The sequence below is a fragment of the Bradyrhizobium sp. Kon58 genome (assembly GCF_055807455.1).
Genome location: NZ_JBVVOT010000016.1, coordinates 47,041 through 67,208 on the forward strand (window position 1 = coordinate 47,041; position 20,168 = coordinate 67,208).

The following is a 20,168-nucleotide window of genomic DNA, read 5'->3' on the forward strand; positions in this document are numbered from 1 at the left end:
AATTCAAAACGACCCATTGCGGATAAGGCGACTTTGAGTTCGCGCACCGCAACACGCGAAAGGGAGGATGGCGTGTATCTCGGAATCGACATCGGCACATCAGGTGTGAAAGCGGTGCTCGTGAGCGAAGCCGGCGCGGTTCTCGCGACGGCGGCGCGCGAGCTTGCGCTGTCGCATCCCGCGCCGCTGTGGTCCGAGCAGGATCCCAATGCCTGGGTCGATGCGGCGGTCGGCGCGGTCGACGATCTGGCCGCCCGCCATCCGCGCGAGGTCGCGCGGGTGCGCGGCATCGGACTATCGGGCCAGATGCATGGCGCGACGCTGCTGGACGAGGACGGAGCGCCGCTGCGTCCCGCGATCCTCTGGAACGACGGCCGCTCGCACGCCGAATGCGTCGCGCTGGAGCGGCGCTGCCCGTCGCTGCACACGATCGCCGGCAATCTGGCCATGCCCGGCTTCACCGCGCCGAAGCTGCTCTGGGTCGCCAGGCACGAGCCGAAAATCTTCGCGCGCGTCGCAAAGGTGCTGCTGCCGAAGGCCTATGTCCGCTATCGCCTGACCGGCGAGATGGTCGAGGACATGTCGGACGCGGCCGGCACGCTGTGGCTCGACGTCGGTCTGCGCCGCTGGTCGCCCCTGCTGCTGCATGCCACCGGGCTCGATCTCCACCACATGCCGCGCCTCGTCGAGGGCAGCGAAGCCAGCGCGACGCTCGCGCCGGACTACGCGCAACGCTGGGGCATGGCTAGGAATGTCGTGGTCGCCGGCGGCGCCGGCGACAATGCCGCGAGCGCGATCGGCCTCGGCGCCATCGCGCCGGGCGATGCTTTCCTGTCGCTTGGCACATCCGGTGTGGTGTTCCGCGTCACGGATCGGTTTGCGCCGGCGCCGGCCTCGGCGGTCCATGCGTTCTGTCACGCGCTGCCCGGCCGCTGGCACCAGATGGGCGTGATGCTGTCGGCTGCGGCTTCGCTGGCCTGGCTCGCGGGCGTGATGGAGATACCTGCCGCAGCGCTGCTGGCGCCGCTCGGCGAGCGTGTCGATGGACCGAGTCCGGTCAAATTCCTGCCCTATCTCGACGGCGAGCGCACGCCGCACAACGATGCCGCCGCCAGCGGCGCCTTCGTCGGCCTGCGCGGCGCGACCGGGCGCTCCCAGATCGTTCAGGCCGTGCTCGAAGGCGTCGCCTTCGCCGCGCGCGACAATCTGGCGGCACTGAGCGCGGCCGGCGGACCGCTTGCCGAGGTCGATCTCGTCGGCGGCGGCTCGCGCTCGCCGCTGTGGGCGCAGATCTGCGCCGATGTGCTCGGCATCCCCGTCCACCGTGTCGAGGAGGGCGAGGTCGGGGCGGCGCTCGGCGCCGCCAGGCTCGGGCGGCTCGCCGCCACCGGCGAAGACGCAGCTGCGGTTTGCACCCGTCCGCGGCGGCTCGCGAGTTTTACGCCTCGCCCATCCGTCACTGCGGCCTATGACGAGGCCTATCGTCGATGGCGCGAGCTTTATCCTGCGTTGAAGGAGTGTGCCTGAGTGAATGCGTCAGCGAAATTCTTCGATACAACCGTACCTGTCGGCTTAGCCGGGAAGGATGCGGGCAACACGCCTGCCTTCCGCTGGTACGACAAGGACCGCCTCGTCCATGGTCGCAGGATGGAGGACCATCTGCGCTTTGCGGTCTGCTATTGGCACTCCTTGTGCTGGCCCGGCGGCGATCCCTTTGGCGGCGAGACGTTCCTGCGGCCTTGGCACCACGGCGCCGATGCAATGGCGCAGGCGCGCGCCAAGGCCGACGTCGCTTTCGAGCTGTTTCGCCTGCTCGACGTGCCCTTCTTCACCTTCCACGACGTCGATGCGGTGCCGGAAGGCAACTCGCTTGGCGAATCCGTCGCCAACCTCAATGCCATCGCCGATCTGTTCGAAGCGAAGATGGCGGCAAGCAAGGTGCGCCTGCTCTGGGGCACCGCCAATCTGTTCACGCATCGCCGCTACATGGCGGGCGCGGCCACCAATCCGGATCCCGAGATATTCACTTATGCCGCCGGCCAGGTCCGCGCCGCGCTGGAGGTGACGCACCGTCTCGGCGGCCAGAACTACGTGCTGTGGGGCGGGCGCGAGGGCTATGAGACGCTGCTCAATACCGATCTCAAGCGCGAGCTCGACCAGCTCGGCCGCTTCGTCTCGCTCGTCGTCGAGCACAAGCACAAGATCGGCTTCAAGGGACCGATCCTGATCGAGCCGAAGCCGAAGGAGCCGACCAAGCATCAATATGATTTCGACGTCGCCACCTGCTACGGCTTCCTCGCGCGTTACGACCTGCTGAAGGACGTCAAGCTCAACATCGAGCAGAACCACGCCATCCTCGCCGGCCACTCCTTCCATCACGAGGTCGCGCTCGCGGAGGCGCTGGGTGTGTTCGGCTCGCTCGACATCAACCGCGGCGACGATTTGCTCGGCTGGGACACCGACCAGTTCGCGATGAACGTGCCCGAGCTCGCTTTGGTGTTCCACGAGCTCCTGAGCCGCGGCGGCTTCAGCTCCGGCGGGCTCAATTTCGACGCCAAGATCCGCCGCCAGTCGATCGATCCCGACGATCTGATCCATGCCCATGTCGGCTCGATGGATGCCTGCGCGCGTGCGTTGCTCGCCGCCGCGGACATGCTCGACGCCGGCGTGCTCACTGCGCCGCTTGCGAAACGCTATGAGGGATGGGCCGGGCCCGAGGGCCGCGCCATTCTCGGCGGCCAGCGCTCGCTCGCCGAACTTGCCGACCGCGCGCACGGCCCGGGCTTTGACCCGCAGCCGCGCTCGGGCCGGCAGGAATATCTCGAATCCCTCGTCAACCGCTACGTCTGAGGAAGGCCGCCGATGACAAATGCACAAGCGACACCGGTCCTCGAGTTGACCGGCATCGGCAAGGAGTTCGGCGCGATCCGCGCGCTGCATGATGTCGACATGCAGGTCCTTCCCGGCGAGGTCGTCGGCCTGATGGGCGACAACGGCGCGGGCAAGTCGACGCTGGTCAAGATCATCGCCGGCAATTTCCGCCCCAGCCACGGCGAAATCCGCTTCGCCGGCAGCGCGGTTCATTTCAACCGGCCCGTCGATGCCCGCGGCGTCGGCATCGAGGTAGTCTATCAGGACCTTGCGCTCGCCGACAATCTCACCGCGGCGGCCAACGTCTTTCTCGGCCGCGAGCTGAAGCGCAGGATGGGGCCGTTCGCGTTGCTCGACCACAAGGCGATGGCGGCGCGTGCGCTGGAGCTGTTCGGCGAGCTGCGCTCGGAGACGCGCCCCGACGATCTCGTCAAGCAGATGTCGGGCGGCCAGCGCCAGGCGGTTGCGATCGCGCGGACGCGGCTCTCCAACGCGAAGCTGGTCATGATGGACGAGCCCACGGCCGCGATCTCGGTCCGCCAGGTCGAGCAGGTGCTCGGCCTGATCCACCGGCTGAAGGAGCAGGGCGTCGCCGTGATGCTGATCTCGCACCGCATGCCCGACGTGTTTGCGGTCTGCGATCGCGTGATCGTCATGCGCCGCGGCGAAAAGCGGGCCGACAAGCCCATCCACCAGACCTCCCCCGAGGAAGTCACCGCCCTGATCACCGGCGCGAAGGAGGCGGCGTGATGGCCATGCCCTTGGAATCCACGATCACCTTCTCGAACATCGGCAAGATCAGATGGTGGCAGCGCGGCATCTTCGCGTCCCAGACCGGCTATGTCCTGCTCGCGCTGGCAGTGTTGCTGGTGGTCATGCATTTCGCCAGCCCGTACTTCTTCACCGAAGGCAACATGCAGAACGTGGCGAAGAATTTCTCCTTCATCGCCATTGCCACCCTCGGCGTCACCTTCGTGATCATCACCGGCGGCATCGATCTGTCGGTCGGCTCGATGATGTGCTTCTCCGCCATGGTCACCTCGATGGTGATGACCGAGCTGTCGGCGCCCGGCTCGCCGGCGGGCTCCCTGTTCGTGCACATGGCGGCCGACGGCAAGACCGTGCTCGCCAATGTCCCCGGCCTGATCCTGGTGGTCTCGCTCCTCGCTGGCCTCGGCGTCGCGCTGCTCGCCGGCCTCGTCAACGGCTTCTGTATCGCGGTGCTCGGCCTGTCGCCGTTCGTCACCACGCTCGGCATGCTCTCGATCGTGCGCGGGCTCGGCTATGTCGTCTCCAACGGACGCGGCAGCTTTCCGGGTGGGCCGGATGCCAATTATTTCTACGCGCTCACCTCGGGCGATGTGCTCGGCGTGCCCGTGCCATTCATTTATCTGATCGTCCTCGCGCTGGCGATGGCCGTGGTGCTGCACCACAGCTCGTTCGGCCGTCACGTGTTCGCGCTCGGCGGTAACGAGAAGGCGGCCGAACTCACCGGCATCCCGGTCGTGCGGGTGAAGATCGAGGTCTATGTGATCTGCGCGCTCGCCGCAGGCCTCCAGGGCATCATCATCTCGGGCTGGCTTGGGTCGGCGCCAGCCAACATGGCGACGTCCTACGAGCTCAACGTGATCGCTGCGGCCGTCATCGGCGGTGCCAATCTCGCCGGCGGCATCGGCGGTCCGCTCGGCGCCATCGTCGGCTGCGTGCTGCTCGAGGTGATCCGCAACGGCCTCGTGCTCGCCCAGGTCAGCTCCTACTGGCAGCAGACGCTGGTAGGCGTGATCATCATCCTGGCCGTATTGGTCGACCGCATCCGCTCGCGGATGATCTGAAACGAAATCGTTCCGGGACGGCAACGAAAATGCCGCCTGTCCGCTTCCCGGACGATCTCAAGAGGACAGGCGCCAAAGAAGGGTGGAGGAGACGATGAGGAAATTTCTACTTGCCGGCATCGCGGTCGCGATGATGGCTACGCCGGCGTTTGCCGCAAACTACCGGTTCGTGATCGTGCCCAAGGCGATGAACAATCCGTTCTTCGACTTCGCGCGCGACGGCTGCCTGAAACGTGCGAAGGAGCTCGGCAATATCGAGTGCATCTACAAGGGGCCGGTCGAGCACGAGCCGGCGACGCAGGCCCAGATCATCCAGGACTTCGTCACCCAGAAGGTCGACGGTCTCGCCATCTCGGTGGCCGACGTCGCGGCGATGACCAAGTCGATCGACGCGGCGACCGCGGCCGGTATCCCCGTCATCACCTTCGACGCCGATGCGCCCGGCGCCAAGCGCATCGCTTATATCGGCACCAACAACAAGGAGTTCGGCGTGGCCCTCGGCAAGCAGCTCCTGAAGCTGCGGCCTGACGGCGGCAAATACGCCATGGTCTCGGGTGGTCCGGGCGCCAAGAACCTCGCCGAACGCGTCGACGGCGTCCGCGAGGCGCTGAAGGGCTCGAAATGGACCGAGGTCGCGGGCTCGCCGACGTTCTGCAACGACGATCCCGCGCTGGCGGTTCAGCAGATGACTGACATGCGTACCGCGACGCCCGACCTCGCCGCGATCGTTCCCATCGGCGGCTGGCCGATGTTCGCCCCCGAAGGCTTCAAGGCCTTCGCGTCCAGGTACAAGAAGGACATCGATTCCGGCAAGTTCACCCTTGTCGTCGCCGATACGCTGAAAATGCAGCTGGAGCTGTTGCGCGATGGCTACGCCAATGCGCTGGTCGGCCAGCGTCCGTTCGAGATGGGCGAGAAGGCGATGGACACGCTGCTCGCCATCAAGAAGGGCGAGAAGGTGCCGGAGATCGTCTATACCGGCCTCGATCTCGTGACCAAGGACAACGTTGCGCAGATGTTGAAGTAGGAGCGTCGCCAGCCCCGCGCTCCTGCGTGCCTCTCCCGCTTGCGGTTTTCGCAAGCGGGAGAGATGATTTTGGTTGTTGGGGAAGACTGTTGAGGCAATGGGAATGAAAAGGTCGCGGCTCGGCTCTCTCGATGTCACCTCACTCGGCCTCGGTTCCGCCCCGCTCGGCGGATTGTTCACCCCGGTCAGCGATGCCGATGCGGAAGCGACGATCGCCCGCGCCTGGTCGCTCGGAATCCGCTTCTTCGACACCGCGCCGCTCTACGGCTTTGGTCTCGCGGAGCGACGCCTTGGCGCGTTCCTGCGGCAACAGCCCCGTGATTCCTACGCCATCTCGACCAAGGTCGGTCGCCTGCTGCGTGTGCCCGATGGCGCGGCCGCCGAGGACGAGCATTACAAGGGCACGTCGCGCGAGCGGCCGGTGTTCGATTTCAGTTATGACGGCGTGATGCGGTCGGTGGAGGAAAGCCTGGCACGGCTTGGGCTCGACCGCGTCGATGTCCTGCTCGTGCATGATCCCGACGACCATTACGACGACGCCGTCGCCGGCGCTTTCCGCGCGCTCCAGCGCCTGCGCACTGAGGGCACCGTCAAGGCGATTGGTGCGGGCATGAACCAGTCGGACATGCTGGTCCGGTTTGCAGAGGCCGTTCCGGTCGACTGCTTCCTGCTCGCCGGCCGCTACACGCTGCTCGACCAGGGCGCGCTGGATGCGCTGTTCCCGCTCTGCGCGTCGAAGCACATCGGCATCCTGCTCGGCGGCATCTACAACAGCGGCATCCTGGCCAATCCGCGCACGGGCGCGAAGTTCAACTATCAGGACGCCGATGCGGCACTCGTCGCCCGCGCGCTCGCGCTCGACGAGCTCTGCCGAAAGCATGGCACCGACCTGAAAGCCGCCGCGCTGCAGTTCTGCATGGCCCATCCGGCGGTCACGGTCGCCGTGATGGGTGCGCGCAACGCCGCGGAGATTGCCGACAACATCGCGATGTCGGAGATGGCGGTGCCGGCGGCGTTCTGGCAGGAGCTGCGTGCGCGAAAACTCGTCGATGCCCGCGCGCCATTGCCGGGCGGAGCGTAAGGCATGATCATCGACGCTCACCAGCATTTCTGGGATCCCTCGCGCGCAGACTATCCCTGGATGGGCGCGCCCGAGCTCACGCCGATCCGGCGTGCCTTCGGTCCGGCCGATCTCGCGCCGCTTCTGAAAGCCGACGGCATCGACGCGAGCATCCTGGTGCAGTGCCGTTCCGCGCTGGCGGAGACCGAGGAATTCCTACGGATCGCGCATGCGACGCCCTCGGTGATCGGCGTCGTCGGCTGGGCTGATCTGACCGACGCTGCACTTGGCGAGACGCTGGACCGGCTGCGCGCTTTGCCTGGCGGCGACAAGCTGGTCGGCATCCGCCACCAGGTCCATGACGAGGCCGACCCGGATTGGTTGTTGCGCGAGGACGTCCAGCGCGGCCTCACGGCCGTGTTCGCGCACGATCTCGCCTACGATTTCCTGGTCCGCACCCGCGAGCTGCCGGCCGCGATCGCAACCGCACAGGCCTTCCCGCAGGCGCGCTTCGTGCTCGACCACGCAGCCAAGCCGCCGATTGCCGACGGCGGAAGTACTGAATGGTCCAATGGCATCGCGGCACTCGCGGCGTGCGGCAATGTCTGGTGCAAGGTCTCGGGGCTGGCGACGGAAGCGGTGTGGAACGACTGGAATGCGGAGCGCCTGTTTCCGTTCGTCGCGCACGCCGCGACATGCTTTGGCGAAGATCGCCTGATCTTCGGCTCGGACTGGCCGGTATGTTTGCTCGCGGGAAGCTATGGTGAGATCAAGGGCGCGCTGGAGTCCTGCCTGATGAAACTCGGACCGCAGGTGCGGGCGAAGGCGTTCGGCGTGAATGCGAAGGCCGCGTATCGGTTGGCGGTCGGTTGAAGCCGACAGCGCGCGTGTCGCTCAGCGTTCCCCAAACACCCGATCCAGCGCTGCACCGTACGTCCTCTGCACCAGCTCCGGATGCAGCTTCGCCAGCGTCTCCATCATCACGCCGGAATTGATCTCGAGCACGCGCCAGACGCCGTCGACGTGCACGAGGTCGATCGAGGCGAAGGTGATGCCGATGGCCCTGGCGGCGTCGATGGCGAGCTTTGCGCAGGCTGCGCGAAGATCGCCGTCCTGCATCAGCACGGGCTTTGCACCCGCATCGAGATTGTGCCGCCAATCCGAGCCACGCTGCTTGCTGTAGACGACGAGTGGCACATCATCGAGCAGGACCACGCGAACTTCGTCCTCGATCACGACATAGGGCGAGATCACGAGTCCGGCGCTCATCGAAAAGGCTTCGCCAACCGCATGATCGAGCTCTGTTTCCGTCTTGACCCTGAAGACGGATCGTCCCGACGTCCCCTCGTTCGGCTTCACCACCACGCCTTGCGGATTGTCGTGAAGCAGCGCCAGCATTGCCTCTCGCCAGGCGACGCCGACAACCTTCTCGCCCAACTTCGGATTGAGGAACAGGCGATGGGGAATGCAGGGCACGCCCTCGAGCGTGAGCACCTCGGTGGTGGCCGATTTGTCGTTGGCCAGGCGGTGCGCGATGGCGCTGTTGAGGCCGATGTCGTAGCCGAACGCGAAGCGGCGCTGCTCGCCACGGCGCATCGCGAGCAGCCAGCCATCGGCGCGGACCTCGAGCGCGACACCATGGGTGGCGCAATAGCGCTTGATCGCCTGGACGAAAATCCGCTCGCCGTTCGCCATGTGCCTCAGTCGCCTGTTGCGGTCGTCAGTTCCAGTCGCTGTTGGCGCCAAAAGCCGCAAAAATGCGGGAAACGGCGCCGAACCGGGGTGAAATCAGAGCTATTCTTAATGAAATTCTCGCGAGCGCCACGGAAATTAAGTGCTGTATTCGAGCCTCGGAGGGAAAAGAAATTGCCCTCCGCCCGCGCCGGACAGCAGATCCATTAATGATGCGACCATTTCCGCCGCAAATGCCGGTTTGACCGGCATCAATTGCATCCGGAACGAGGTTGATTATTGGTCTCAATGGCGTAGATCACACACGCGAAATCCTCCGCCATGGCAATGGTGTCCGCTCCGCTTTCAGGGGCCGGGCAACGCTTTTGCCCTAAAACCGCAACTATTCGGAATATCGAAAATCATGAGCGCGTTTTACCGAGAGAAGGTTCTTTCCGTCCAGCACTGGACCGACACCCTGTTCAGCTTTCGCGCAACCCGCGATTCCGGCTTCCGCTTCCAGAACGGCCAGTTCGCCATGATCGGCCTCGAGGTTGAGGGACGCCCGCTGCTCCGCGCCTACAGCATGGCGAGCGCCAATCACGAGGAAGAGCTCGAGTTCTTCTCGATCAAGGTTCAGGACGGCCCGCTGACGTCGCGTCTCCAGAAGATCAAGGAAGGCGACACCATCCTGGTCGGCCGCAAGGCGACCGGCACGCTGATCACCGACAACCTCATCCCCGGCAAGCGGCTGATGCTGCTCTCCACCGGCACGGGCCTGGCGCCCTTCGCCAGCCTGATCAAGGACCCCGAGGTTTACGACCAGTTCGACAGCATCGTGCTGGTGCATGGCTGCCGTCAGGTCTCCGAGCTCGCCTATGGCGAGAAGCTCGTCGCCGGTCTTCGCGAGGACGAACTGTTCGGGGAGTTGCTCGCGGACAAGCTCATCTACTACCCGACCGTGACCCGCGAGCCGTTCAAGAACCGCGGTCGCATCACCGACCTCATCAGCTCCGAGCAGATCTTCAACGACATCGGCCAGGGTCCGCTCGACATCGCGACCGACCGCATCATGATGTGCGGCAGCCCGGCGATGCTCGAGGAGCTGAAATTGATGTTCGAGGGCCGCGACTTCGTCGAGGGCTCCGGCAACAAGCCCGGCCATTTCGTGATCGAAAAGGCGTTCGTCGAGCGGTAGGCCCTCTCGACGTCGTCCTGGCGAAAGCCAGGACGCTTGCCTGGGTAAAGCGCTTTGACCGGTTAGTGCCCATTCCGAGCCCTGCTGCACCGCAGCAGCCCGCCCATCGGGCTGATTGATTTGTCCCCGCCGAATTCGCTAGCCTGAAACAACCGCCGCGTCATATCCGTATGACAGGCGCGGGCGTATCGTACCGCCTCATGCTGGCGAGAGGGTGGGAATCGTGGCCGACGAGAATAAGACGCAGGAATCGCCCAACTTATCATCCAACCTATCGCCCAAACGGCTGCCGCTGGCGGAAGAGGGGATCATGGAAACCCTGCTGCTGCCATTCTCCCCACGGTTCATCGTCCTGACGATCTGCGCGGTGGTCACCGCGCTGCTGATCGGCATCGGCATCGCTGACCGCAAGATCTTCGACATCCTGCTGATCCCGATCCTGATCTTCGGCGCCTTGACGCTGCTGGGCGTCCGCGACCTCATGCAGAAAGGCCACGCCGTTCTGCGCAACTACCCGATCTCGGCGCATATCCGTTTTTTGCTCGAAGAGATACGCCCGGAGATGCGGCAGTATTTCTTCGAGAGCGAGAAGGACGGCATGCCGTTCTCGCGCGACATCCGTGCGGTGGTCTATCAGCGCGCCAAGATGCAGCTCGACAAGCGTCCGTTCGGCACCCAGGAGGACGTCTATCGCGAGGGCTATGAGTGGATGCATCACTCGGTCTCGCCGAAGACGCATGCCGAGGAGAAATTCCGCGTCACCATCGGGGGGCCGGATTGCGCCAAGCCGTATTCGGCTTCGGTGTTCAACATTTCCGCCATGAGTTTTGGCGCGCTCAGCCCGAACGCCGTGCGCGCGCTGAATGCCGGCGCCAGGAAGGGCGGCTTCGCGCACGACACCGGCGAGGGCGGCTTCAGCCCCTATCACGCGGAGATGGGCGGCGACATCATCTGGGAGATCGGCTCGGGCTATTTCGGCTGCCGTCATCTCGACGGCGCCTTCGATCCCGAAGCCTTCGCGCGCGTCGCGAGCCAGGACCAGATCAAGATGGTCGAGCTCAAGATCAGCCAGGGTGCCAAGCCCGGTCATGGCGGCGTGCTGCCGGCGGCGAAAGTCTCGGAGGAGATTTCCAAGATCCGCGGGGTCGCGATGGGCGAGGATTGCATCTCGCCGGCCTCGCATCGCGCCTTCTCGACGCCTGTTGGCATGATGCAGTTCATCGGCGAGATGCGAAAGCTCTCCGGCGGCAAGCCGACCGGCTTCAAGCTGTGCATCGGCCACCCCTGGGAATTCTTGGCGATCTGCAAGGCGATGATCGAGACCGGCATCTATCCCGACTTCATCGTCGTCGACGGCAACGAGGGCGGCACCGGCGCCGCGCCGCTGGAGTTCATGGACCATCTGGGCATGCCCATGCGGGAGGGCGTCAGTTTCGTCCACAACGCCCTGATCGGCATCAACGCGCGCGACCGTATCAAGATCGGCGCCTCCGGCAAGATCGCCACCGCCTTCGACATGGCACGCGCCATGGCGATCGGTGCGGACTACTGCAATTCGGCGCGCGGCTTCATGTTCTCGCTCGGCTGCATCCAGTCGCTGAGCTGCCACACCGACCGATGCCCGACCGGCGTCGCGACCCAGGACCCGACGCGGGCGCGCGCGCTCTATGTGCCGCTCAAGATCGACCGCGTGCACAATTATCACCTCGCGACGCTGCACTCGCTGACCGAGCTGATCGCCGCGGCCGGTCTCGAACATCCGCAGCAGCTGCGCCCGATCCACTTCTCGCAGCGCACCTCGACGACGGACGTGAGATCCTTCGCGCAGCTTTATCCGTCGCTGCGTCCGGGCGAGCTGCTCGAAGGCACCGAAGATCCGCGCTTCCGCGACGCCTGGCGGATGGCGCGGACGGAGACGTTCCAGCCGGCGCTGTAGGCGCCGGTCCACTGGCAAGGCCGCAGGCCCCGCGCGCAAAAGCATCGCGATGAGGGCTGCGTTTAACGCTTGGTTCAACTTTGGGTGTAGATTGTCGCCATGGACGAGCGGCGCGACAAGGCAAGGCATCGCGTGCTGAAGGCCGGAACGATCGAGTTCGGCGGCGGCGGCGCGATCGACTGCACAATCCGCAACCTGTCAGATACCGGCGCCGCGCTCGACGTCAGCAGTCCCGTCGGCATCCCCGACCATTTCAGCCTGTTCGTCCAGGCCGACGGAACACATCTCGCCTGCACCGTGATCTGGCGCAAGGAAAAGCGGATCGGGGTGAGATTCGGGTGAGGGCCAGCGCAACAAATTCCACTGTCGTTCCGGCCCCGTGCGCAAATTGCGCACTAGGCCGGGACGACGTGTTGAGAGTATCGCGAGCGCGCGCTCACCCCGTCTCTACTTCGCTCCGTCGGCTCGCGAGAATCTTGTCGATCCTCCGTCCGTCGAGATCGACCACCTCGATGTGCCAGCCGCCGAAGTCGAAGGCGTCGCCGACATCAGGCAGCACGTTGAACTGTTGCAGCACGAGGCCGGCGACGGTGTTGTAGCGGTGCGGCGGCAGTTCGATGCCGAGCAGCTCGCCGAATTCGTCGACCGGCATCCAGCCTGAGACCAGCAGCGAATCGTCCGCGCGCTTGACATAGGCCGGTTCCGGCGGGCCTTCCTCGGAATGGAAGGCGCCGACGATGGATTCCAGAATGTCAGCCGTCGTCACGATGCCTTCGAAGGCGCCGTATTCGTCGTAGACGAGGCCGACATGCACCGGCGCAGCCTTGAGGATCGCCAGCACGTCGCGGGCATCGGCAGACGCCGGAATGCCGGGCGCCTCGCGAACCAGCACGCGCAAATCCGGCGTGCGCTCGTTCATGAAGGCGACCAGCAGGTCCTTGGCCTGGAGCACGCCAATCGGCTTGTCGCGGTCGCCGTCGGAGACAGGAAAGCGCGAATGCGGACTCTTGGCGATGATCGCTTGAATGATCTCCGGCGTATCGTTGAGGTCGATCTCGTTGACCTCGGTGCGCGGCGTCATGATCGCGCCGACCGGCCGGTCGCCGAGCCGCATCACGCCCGCGATCATCTCCTTTTCACCTGACTCGAGCACGCCCGCGCTTTCGGCCTCGCTGACGAGATGATGGATCTCGTCTTCCGACACCTTCTCTTCGGATTTGCCGCCGTGGCCGAGCAGCGTGAGGATCAGCTTGCCGGAGAGATCGAGCAGGAAGACCAGCGGCAGCGAGACCTTCGCAAGCACGTGCATCGCGGGTGCAACCCTGACCGCGATGCTCTCGGGGTCGCGCAGCGCCACCTGCTTCGGCACCAGCTCGCCCACGATCAGGGTGGCGTAGGTGATGAGCGTGACAACCAGGCCCACTCCGACGATGTCGGCAATTCCTGCGGACAGGCCGAGCTCGAGCAGCCATTGCGTCAGCCGCTGTCCGAGCGTCGCGCCCGAGAACGCGCCGGAGAGGACGCCGACCAGCGTGATCCCGATCTGCACCGTCGAGAGGAATTTGCCGGGATCGGCCGCGAGCGTCAGCGCCCGCTCGGCGCCGCGGACGCCCTTTGCGGCGAGCATCGACAGCCGGGCCGGGCGCGACGAGACCACGGCCAGCTCGGACATGGACAGCAAGCCGTTGATGACGATCAGGACGACGACGATGGCGAGTTCGGCCGAGAGCATTGATGTTCCGAGGTAAGGGAGTGTGGCCCGGATGGCGGCACAGGCCTTGATATAGGTATTCGAGGAAGAAATGCCGACGATTCTGTCGCATTGGGCATCGCGAAGGAACTTCGGCGACCCCGTCCCGGAAGGCAATCCCCGATACCCCGCGGAACTACGGGCATGGCGTTGCTTAACGGGCTCTTAGCGGCAGCCGGCTAAGTTTTCGGCATTTGCAGGAATGTATTCGGGGGATCAGATGCGGATCGGGAAGCTCTTTGCGCTGTCGATGCTGACGGTGACGGTGTTTGCAGTCATCCTTGGCGCCGAGGTGCTCATACCCCAGGCGCGCATCTTCACGAACCGCTCCGACGCGATCAAGACGGTCGACGCCTTTGGCGCGACCCTGATGGTCAGTCAGCACGTTGCCGGCCTTCGTGCTCCCTACATTTCCCCGATCTTCCAGGAGAATTCTGCGACGCAGGTCCAGATCGAAGCCGCCGCGAAGGCCGCGAAAGCGGTCGATGCCGCATTCGAGGGGGCCAGGCGTGCCATCATGGTGCTGGATGATTCCGGACCGATGATCGAAAACCTGGACCGTACCGCGCGGCGGCTCAAGGACATCACCACGGCGGCAGACCGCGCGATGAGCCTTCCCCTGGCGGCACGCGACAGCGCTGTGGTCAAGGGCTTCCTTCCGGGCGTTGCCGAGGTCATCGGCAATATCGAGCCGATCATGAACCGGCTCGAAGCGAAGGTCATCAATGCTGATTCCTCGCTTGCGGCGCTGCTGAGCCTGGCGCGAACGGCGCAGGATCTGCGCGTCTCGGCCGGCAGCCGCGCCGCCACGCTGTCCCCTGCGCTGAGCGCACGCCGACCGCTCACGGCTCCCGAATTCTCGCTGATGGATCGTATGCAGGGGCGTGTCGAGGCCGACCGCGAGCGCATCGAGGCCGGCATCGACGAACTCGGAAGCCCGCCCCGCATCGCCACGGCGCTGAGGGCGGCGACCGACTCTTACTTCGGGAAAGCAGCCGCTGCCGTGGACAAGGAGATGCCCACGGCCCGTGGTGACGGCAAGTACGGCATCAACGCCGAAGAGCTGGCCAACGTCATCGTACCCGCCATCCAGATGTTCTACGGCGTGCGCGATGCCGCGCTGGCCGAAGCTGCCGAGCGCGCCTCGGCCGCGCGCGACGGCGCGTTGGCGATGTTCGCGCTCGCGGGCGTGGCGGTGCTGGCGTTGCTGGGGACACTTGGTGGCGTGACCATGATGCTGCGCCGGCGCGTGGTGACGCCGCTCAGCCGGCTCGCGGACGTGATCGCAACGCTTGCCGCCGGACAGCACGAGGTCGAGATTCCCGTGACGGGCCGCAATGACGAGATCAGCCAGGTGGCGGGCTCGCTCCAGCACTTCAAGGACTCGCTCTCCGCCAAGAAGGCCGCCGACGAGGCCGCTGCGGTCGAAGCCGAGGCAAAACTCCGGCGCAGCCAGCGCATGGACCAGATCGCGCGCGATTTCGAAGCGTTGATCGGCGACGTCATCAACACGGTGTCGTCGGCATCGTCGGAGTTGGAAGTGTCGGCGGGAACGCTGACGAGCACCGCCGATCAATCGGAAAAGGTCACCGCGACCGTCGCGGCCGCCTCCGAGCAGGCCTCCAGCAACGTGCAGACCGTTGCCGCGGCCGCGGAGGAAATGGCGTCCTCGGTCGACGAGATCGGCCGGCAGGTCCAGGACTCCGCGCGCGTGGCCAGCGAAGCGGTGCAGCAGGCAGCGCGGACCAACGACTATGTCGGCGAGCTCGCCAAGGCTGCGGGCCGGATCGGCGACGTGGTCGAGCTCATCAGTCAGATCGCGGGCCAGACCAATCTTCTGGCGCTCAATGCCACGATCGAGGCGGCGCGCGCCGGCGAGGCCGGGCGCGGCTTCGCCGTGGTCGCCTCAGAGGTCAAGGCGCTGGCCGAGCAGACCGCCAAGGCCACCGGCGAGATCAGCCAGCAGATCACGGGAATCCAGAGCGCGACAGAGGATTCCGTCGGCGCCATCAAGTCGATCAGCGACACCATCACCCGCATGTCCGAGATCGCATCGGCGATCGCCTCCGCGGTCGAGGAGCAGGGCGCGGCGACGCGGGAGATTTCCCGCAACGTGCAGCAGGCGGCACGCGGCACCCAACAGGTCTCCGCCAGCATCGTCGACGTGCAGCGCGGCGCGAGCCAGACCGGATCGGCCTCCTCCACCGTGCTCGCGTCAGCGAAGTCGCTGTCCGGCGAGAGCAGCCGCCTCAAGGTCGAGGTCGGGAAGTTCCTGGATGCGATCCGGGCCGCCTAAGAAGGTCATTGTGAAGGGAAGCGGCTTCACCTAGACTCGCACCACCGGGGATGTTGCAGCCTCCCCGTGAAGTGGTGATCCCACGCAAGCGCTGCTCGCTGACGTTTGGAGCGAGCAATGGATGGGATCACAATCGAACTACCGCTTTTCCTGTTGGCCACCTTTGCCGGTGCATTCGTCGCCGGCCTATCCGGCTTTGCCTTCGGCCTCGTCGCGGCATCGCTGTGGCTTTATGTGCTGACGCCGCTTCAGAGCGCCAGCCTGATCGTCGGCTTCGGCCTCCTGGTGCAGGGCTACTCGGTCTGGAAGCTGCGCAGCGCGCTCGACTGGCGCCGGCTATGGCCCTTCATGATCGGTGCCGTCGTGGGCGTGCCGGTCGGCGTGTCACTCCTGACTTCGGCCGATCCCAAGAGCGTCCGCATCGCAGTTGGAGCGATCCTGATCGTCTACAGCCTCTATGCGTTCTTCAGGCCAAAGCTCAAGGTCGCGACCATCGTGCCGCCGGCCGCCGACATGACCATTGGTTTCGTCAACGGCCTGCTCGGCGGGCTGACTGGCCTTGCCGGCATCATCGTCACCATCTGGTGCAATCTGCGCGGCCTGCCCAAGGAGGTCCAGCGCGCCACGTTCCAGCCCGTCGCAGTCGTGGTGTTCGCCACGGCGGCACTCTTCCTGGGCGCCAAGGGAGCGCTGACGTTCGAGACCGCAAAGCTGTTCGCGCTCGGCCTGCCGTTTCTCTTCGCGGGAACGTGGCTCGGGCTGAAACTGTTCGGCCGCATCGATGAGGCCACGTTCCGCAAGATCGTGCTCGCGCTGCTGTTGGTCTCGGGCGTCGCGCTGCTGTTCTGAGCCGCGCTCAGAACTCGCCGTGCAGCCGTCCCGAGAATACCGACACCGGGCCGCGATCAGCGTTGTAGGCAGGGTTGACGATCAGCTGGTAGTCGGCGGTGAGGGTGAGACTCTTGTTCAGCGCGTAGGCGTAATAGGTTTCGAGGATGCGCTCGCGGCGGTAGTTGAGCGCGCCATCGCCGATGAGAACACCGAGGCCGCCGGCGGCCAGGAAGTCGCGATAATCCTGCGAGATGGCATTGATGGCGCCACCGACGCCGATCACGTCATCGGGCCGGCCCCATTTCGTGCCCTTGATCGAAAGACCACCGGACAGGCTGCGGTGAATGTCGGTGAAGGCCAGCGTCTCGGTCTTGCCGTCATTCCAGCTCCAGCGGCCGAACAGCCCGACATCGTCGGTGATCGCCTGCTCGAGGTTGAGCACGTAGCCATACTTCAGACGGCCGCGCCGGGTCTGCGCAATGTCGAGGTTGAGCGTGGGATTGTTCAGCGTCTCGCGGAAGCTGCCCATGTTGGCGCTGTCGAGCCAGCCTATGGTCCTGAGCTTGCCGGGCTGGCCGAGCAGCGAGAAGCGCGTTTCGAGCTCGAGCACGTACTGGCCGCGCTCGCCGACCCTGGTGTCGAAATGATTCGAATTGGATTCGGCGACCATCAGGAAGTAGCCGCCGCGCAACGCCCACTGCTTCTGGTTCAGCTCGGCGGTGACGCCGTAGGTGAGGCCAACCTTGTCGGCGGAATAGTCGAACGCGCCTGGCGCCCACAGCGACCAGTTCATGAAGTCCTTGCGGGTGTCCTTGGCGTAGGCGTTGCCGTCGAACACGTCGATCACCGGGAATTTGCCGGCCTGCACCGTGAGCCTGGAAACATCGACCTTCTGCCCGAGCTGCAACTGGCCGCTCGCGAGCTCTTCCTGCTCGCCGCCAAAGCCGAACGTCTGGCGCACGAACAGGCGCGAGGTGTTGTAGTGCGGATAGGGGAAGTTCGACTTCTGCGCCTCGCCGTTGGGGAAACCGGCGGCGCCGACGGTGTCGTTCAGTCCAAATCCCTGCAGCAGTTCGGGATTATAATAGACCTCGCCGCCGTCCCACAGCTTTGCGTTCAGGAACAGGCTGTTGCTCCAGGTCGCCTTGGCCTGCCTTGATGGTGAGAGCGAATTCGGGCCGGTGTAGAGGGCGGGGAACGACGGATAGCCTTGCGGCAGATACGTGCTCTGGCCGTGGATCTCCCAGCGGTCCGATTCCGTGTCGATTAGCGAGCCGATCCCCGAACCTTTGGGATCGTAGCTCGGCATGCCCGGCCAATCGACCTTGCGGTTGAGGCCGAGCCGGACCGACTGGAAGTCGAGCGACGACGAATTGTACTGGGCGCCGGTGGAGAAGACGACATTGGCGCCGTGGAAGCGGCTGTAGAGATATTCGACCCGTGCGCTCCAATGCGGTGCGAAACCGTATTCGATGCCGCCGCCCGCGATCCAGCCGGGCCGCGTGTTCAGGATTTTCGGGACTGCTTCCCCTCCGGCAGGCGTGTCGAAATAGCGCTCACCCATCCAAGCAAAGCCGCCGGTGGCATAGACCAGCCATGGACCGCTGGTGTAGCCGAGGCGGCCGCGCAGGCTCGCGGTGTAGTCCCATTGCTGCGTGACGGTGTTGGCGGGTGTCGCCAGAAAGGACACGATCGAGTTGGAGGTGATGTAGTTCGGAAACGAGAAATCGCCTTCAACGCCAACAAGCCAACCGGAATTGAGCCGGTAATTGTAGCCGGCCTGCACGCCGCCGATCATGCCGCTGAAGACGCCGCTGTCGTTGATCCCGGTGCCGTCGTTCAGCGCGAAGCGCGACGAGCCGAGGCTGTAGCCGGCGTGCGCGCCGATATAGAGCCCGGTCCAGTCGTAGATCGCTTTCAGCGCAGGTGCCTTCAGCGGCAGATCGGCCGCGCGGCTGGTGGCGGGCAAAGCCAAGACGCCCGTGGCAATCGCCGCGGCCGTCCGCAAATACCTGTAACGGTGACCCCTCAACGTCAAAACGCACGCCCCCAAAGCGAGTGTGTCCACTCGCCGCACTATCCCTGCCGATTCGCGGCGACCCTGTCATCAGGCTTAGGCGCTCCGCGATCGGACCAGATGATCTCGATTCGGCGCGACTTCTTCCCAAGCTCCTGAGCCCGTTGCGGACCTTATTGCGATTAATTCGCAAGAGCAACTAGTGCAGATTGCCGCAGGGGATGATTCGCACCTCGGTGTGACGGGACCGCAACAAATTTCCAGGTCCAAAACAGTTGACCCCGCCCGGGGGGACATCCGGGCGGGGTCGGGGGCACGACACGGGGTGGATGAGGCGCCCGTGTCGGACGCAGGATCCACGTGAGATCGGCCTCAGGGCCTCAAATCAGAAGCAGGTGCGAACGCGGCCGACGTACTGGCCAAAGGCGTTGTACTGGGCGGCCCAGCCGCAGCGGTGATAGCCGTTGTAATAGGGGTCGTTGCTGGCGGCGATCGCGGAGCCGACGACGGCGGCGGTGGCGATACCCAGGCCGACGCCGACGCCCCAGCCGAGCGGCTTGGCTTGCGCCTGCGAGGTGGTGGCGACGACGCTGCCAGTCAGGGTGAGCGCGGTGAGGGCAACTGCAAAAATCTTGGTCTTGATCGACATGTGAAACTCCATCCGGGTTGAGGCGGTCCGTTGTGGCCCGCGTACCGAGTTGGACGGAGGCTCCGCGCGTCCGGTTCGAAACCGGCAAAAGCGGAGGTCGAGTCTGGCTCTTTCCCGAATGTTTCCAGTAGGATAGGCGCTAACCGAGAGGGCCTTTGGCGAGCCTGTTCACGTCGAAGTTATCAACCTCGGCAAGCAGCTCGCAAAAAGCGCGGGCGCCCTGGTCAATCAGCCGCTCGCCTTTCGCGGCCACGGCCAACGTCGCATTGCCGATAGCGCCGCTTGGGTTGAGATCCTGCGCCTGCCAGGCGAATGGTGCGGGTCGCTGCGTCGACAGCCAGCGATATTGCTGCTCCATCGCGATGCTGCTCGCGGGAAAATCCGCGATCGCATCACCGCGCACCTGATCGGGATAGCGCGCCAGCATGATCGAGGTCTCGACCGCGCCGCCGTGGATGCCGTGGCGGACTTCGTCCGCGGGGAACAGCCGGTCCGCGCCCGACAGCCGCGACCACGACGTCGTCACCACGAACAGCTTTTGATGCGCGCGCAGATCTTGCGCGATCAGCATCATGGCCGCGCTGTTGCCGCCATGGCTGGTGACGATGACGAGCTTCTTCAATCCGCGCCGCGCGATGTCTTCGCCGATCGCGGTCCATTTTTGCAACGCGATGTCGGTCGGCAGCGTCTGCGTGCCCGGATAGTCGATATGCTCGGTGGAAATCCCGATCGGTTCAACGGGCAGGAAACTGGCCGGAGCGCTCTCGGGCAGGAGCTCGCGCACCCGCGCCAGATAGGCGTCGGCGATCAGCACGTCAGTCTCGAGCGGCAGATGCGGGCCGTGCTGCTCGGTCGCCGCCAGCGGCAGCACTGCGATCCAGCGCGACACCTCGGCGGGGCTGGCATCGGCCCAGCGGATCTCGGTCCAGTCGCGGGAAGGCGTCATCAAGGTTTCTTTGCCCGAATTTGTCACGTAATTTGGGTTATCAGGGGACGCGGGCCAGGCCGGCTCGCGTCCCTGAATGTCTTG

17 protein-coding genes are annotated in these 20,168 nt (G+C 65.1%); 12 read left to right on the forward strand and 5 right to left on the reverse strand.

What is annotated here, in order from left to right; genetic code table 11:
• Positions 1 to 72: 72 nt before the first annotated feature.
• The 7 genes from xylB (at position 73) to AC0L20_RS24280 (ending at position 7,663) form a co-directional block, all read left to right on the forward strand.
• Entirely contained in the window at positions 73 to 1,527 is a 1,455-nt protein-coding gene (gene xylB, locus AC0L20_RS24250) for a xylulokinase (protein ID WP_473292974.1), read from the forward strand.
• Positions 1,528 to 2,850 (forward strand): xylose isomerase, encoded by a 1,323-nt coding sequence (gene xylA / locus AC0L20_RS24255; RefSeq protein ID WP_473292979.1) that lies wholly within the window; start codon positions 1,528 to 1,530, stop codon positions 2,848 to 2,850.
• A 12-nt stretch (positions 2,851 to 2,862) separates the two neighbouring features.
• Complete coding sequence (locus AC0L20_RS24260) at positions 2,863 to 3,621, forward strand: ATP-binding cassette domain-containing protein (RefSeq protein WP_473292983.1); 759 nt, start codon at positions 2,863 to 2,865, stop codon at positions 3,619 to 3,621.
• Positions 3,621 to 4,703, forward strand: coding sequence for an ABC transporter permease (locus AC0L20_RS24265; RefSeq protein ID WP_473292985.1), 1,083 nt, complete (start codon positions 3,621 to 3,623; stop codon positions 4,701 to 4,703). Before AC0L20_RS24260 ends, AC0L20_RS24265 begins: the two co-directional genes overlap by 1 nt.
• Before the next feature lie 94 nt (positions 4,704 to 4,797).
• Positions 4,798 to 5,730, forward strand: a complete 933-nt coding sequence (locus AC0L20_RS24270; RefSeq protein ID WP_247426944.1) for a sugar-binding protein — start codon at positions 4,798 to 4,800, stop codon at positions 5,728 to 5,730.
• 103 nt (positions 5,731 to 5,833) lie between these two features.
• A complete protein-coding gene (locus AC0L20_RS24275) occupies positions 5,834 to 6,811 on the forward strand; it encodes an aldo/keto reductase (RefSeq protein ID WP_473292990.1) in 978 nt (325 codons plus the stop codon).
• Between the two features lie 3 nt (positions 6,812 to 6,814).
• On the forward strand, positions 6,815 to 7,663 hold the full coding sequence (locus tag AC0L20_RS24280) for an amidohydrolase family protein (RefSeq protein ID WP_473292994.1): 849 nt from the start codon (positions 6,815 to 6,817) through the stop codon (positions 7,661 to 7,663).
• A 21-nt stretch (positions 7,664 to 7,684) separates the two neighbouring features.
• Here AC0L20_RS24280 and AC0L20_RS24285 read toward each other — a convergent pair whose 3' ends face one another.
• Positions 7,685 to 8,485 carry an ATP-grasp domain-containing protein gene (locus AC0L20_RS24285; protein WP_473292998.1) on the reverse strand — a complete coding sequence of 267 codons (801 nt, stop codon included), beginning with the start codon at positions 8,483 to 8,485 and terminating at the stop codon, positions 7,685 to 7,687.
• A gap of 400 nt (positions 8,486 to 8,885) precedes the next feature.
• Between AC0L20_RS24285 and AC0L20_RS24290 the strand changes: the two genes are divergently transcribed.
• The 3 genes from AC0L20_RS24290 to AC0L20_RS24300 all read left to right on the forward strand — a co-directional run bounded on the left by AC0L20_RS24290 (position 8,886) and on the right by AC0L20_RS24300 (position 11,937).
• Positions 8,886 to 9,659 carry a ferredoxin--NADP reductase gene (locus tag AC0L20_RS24290; RefSeq protein ID WP_007597827.1) on the forward strand — a complete coding sequence of 258 codons (774 nt, stop codon included), beginning with the start codon at positions 8,886 to 8,888 and terminating at the stop codon, positions 9,657 to 9,659.
• Positions 9,660 to 9,882: 223 nt separating this feature from the next.
• Positions 9,883 to 11,595, forward strand: coding sequence for an FMN-binding glutamate synthase family protein (locus AC0L20_RS24295; protein WP_473293002.1), 1,713 nt, complete (start codon positions 9,883 to 9,885; stop codon positions 11,593 to 11,595).
• A 99-nt stretch (positions 11,596 to 11,694) separates the two neighbouring features.
• A complete protein-coding gene (locus AC0L20_RS24300; RefSeq protein WP_007597823.1) occupies positions 11,695 to 11,937 on the forward strand; it encodes a PilZ domain-containing protein in 243 nt (80 codons plus the stop codon).
• Between the two features lie 94 nt (positions 11,938 to 12,031).
• Here the strand turns inward: AC0L20_RS24300 and AC0L20_RS24305 are convergent, their stop codons facing one another.
• Positions 12,032 to 13,327: a hemolysin family protein gene (locus AC0L20_RS24305; RefSeq protein ID WP_473293005.1), complete on the reverse strand. Its 1,296-nt coding sequence runs from the start codon at positions 13,325 to 13,327 to the stop codon at positions 12,032 to 12,034.
• A gap of 238 nt (positions 13,328 to 13,565) precedes the next feature.
• On the opposite strand from AC0L20_RS24305, the gene AC0L20_RS24310 reads away from it, so the two are divergent.
• Positions 13,566 to 15,641 carry a methyl-accepting chemotaxis protein gene (locus AC0L20_RS24310; protein ID WP_473293008.1) on the forward strand — a complete coding sequence of 692 codons (2,076 nt, stop codon included), beginning with the start codon at positions 13,566 to 13,568 and terminating at the stop codon, positions 15,639 to 15,641.
• 117 nt (positions 15,642 to 15,758) lie between these two features.
• Positions 15,759 to 16,490, forward strand: coding sequence for a sulfite exporter TauE/SafE family protein (locus tag AC0L20_RS24315; protein ID WP_473293012.1), 732 nt, complete (start codon positions 15,759 to 15,761; stop codon positions 16,488 to 16,490).
• A 7-nt stretch (positions 16,491 to 16,497) separates the two neighbouring features.
• On the opposite strand, the gene AC0L20_RS24320 is transcribed toward AC0L20_RS24315, so the two are convergent.
• The 3 genes from AC0L20_RS24320 to AC0L20_RS24330 form a co-directional block, all read right to left on the reverse strand.
• Positions 16,498 to 18,480, reverse strand: a complete 1,983-nt coding sequence (locus tag AC0L20_RS24320; protein WP_473293273.1) for a carbohydrate porin — start codon at positions 18,478 to 18,480, stop codon at positions 16,498 to 16,500.
• Between the two features lie 394 nt (positions 18,481 to 18,874).
• Positions 18,875 to 19,138: a hypothetical protein gene (locus AC0L20_RS24325; RefSeq protein WP_007597808.1), complete on the reverse strand. Its 264-nt coding sequence runs from the start codon at positions 19,136 to 19,138 to the stop codon at positions 18,875 to 18,877.
• A gap of 139 nt (positions 19,139 to 19,277) precedes the next feature.
• Entirely contained in the window at positions 19,278 to 20,084 is an 807-nt protein-coding gene (locus AC0L20_RS24330; protein ID WP_473293016.1) for a creatininase family protein, read from the reverse strand.
• Positions 20,085 to 20,168: the final 84 nt, after the last annotated feature.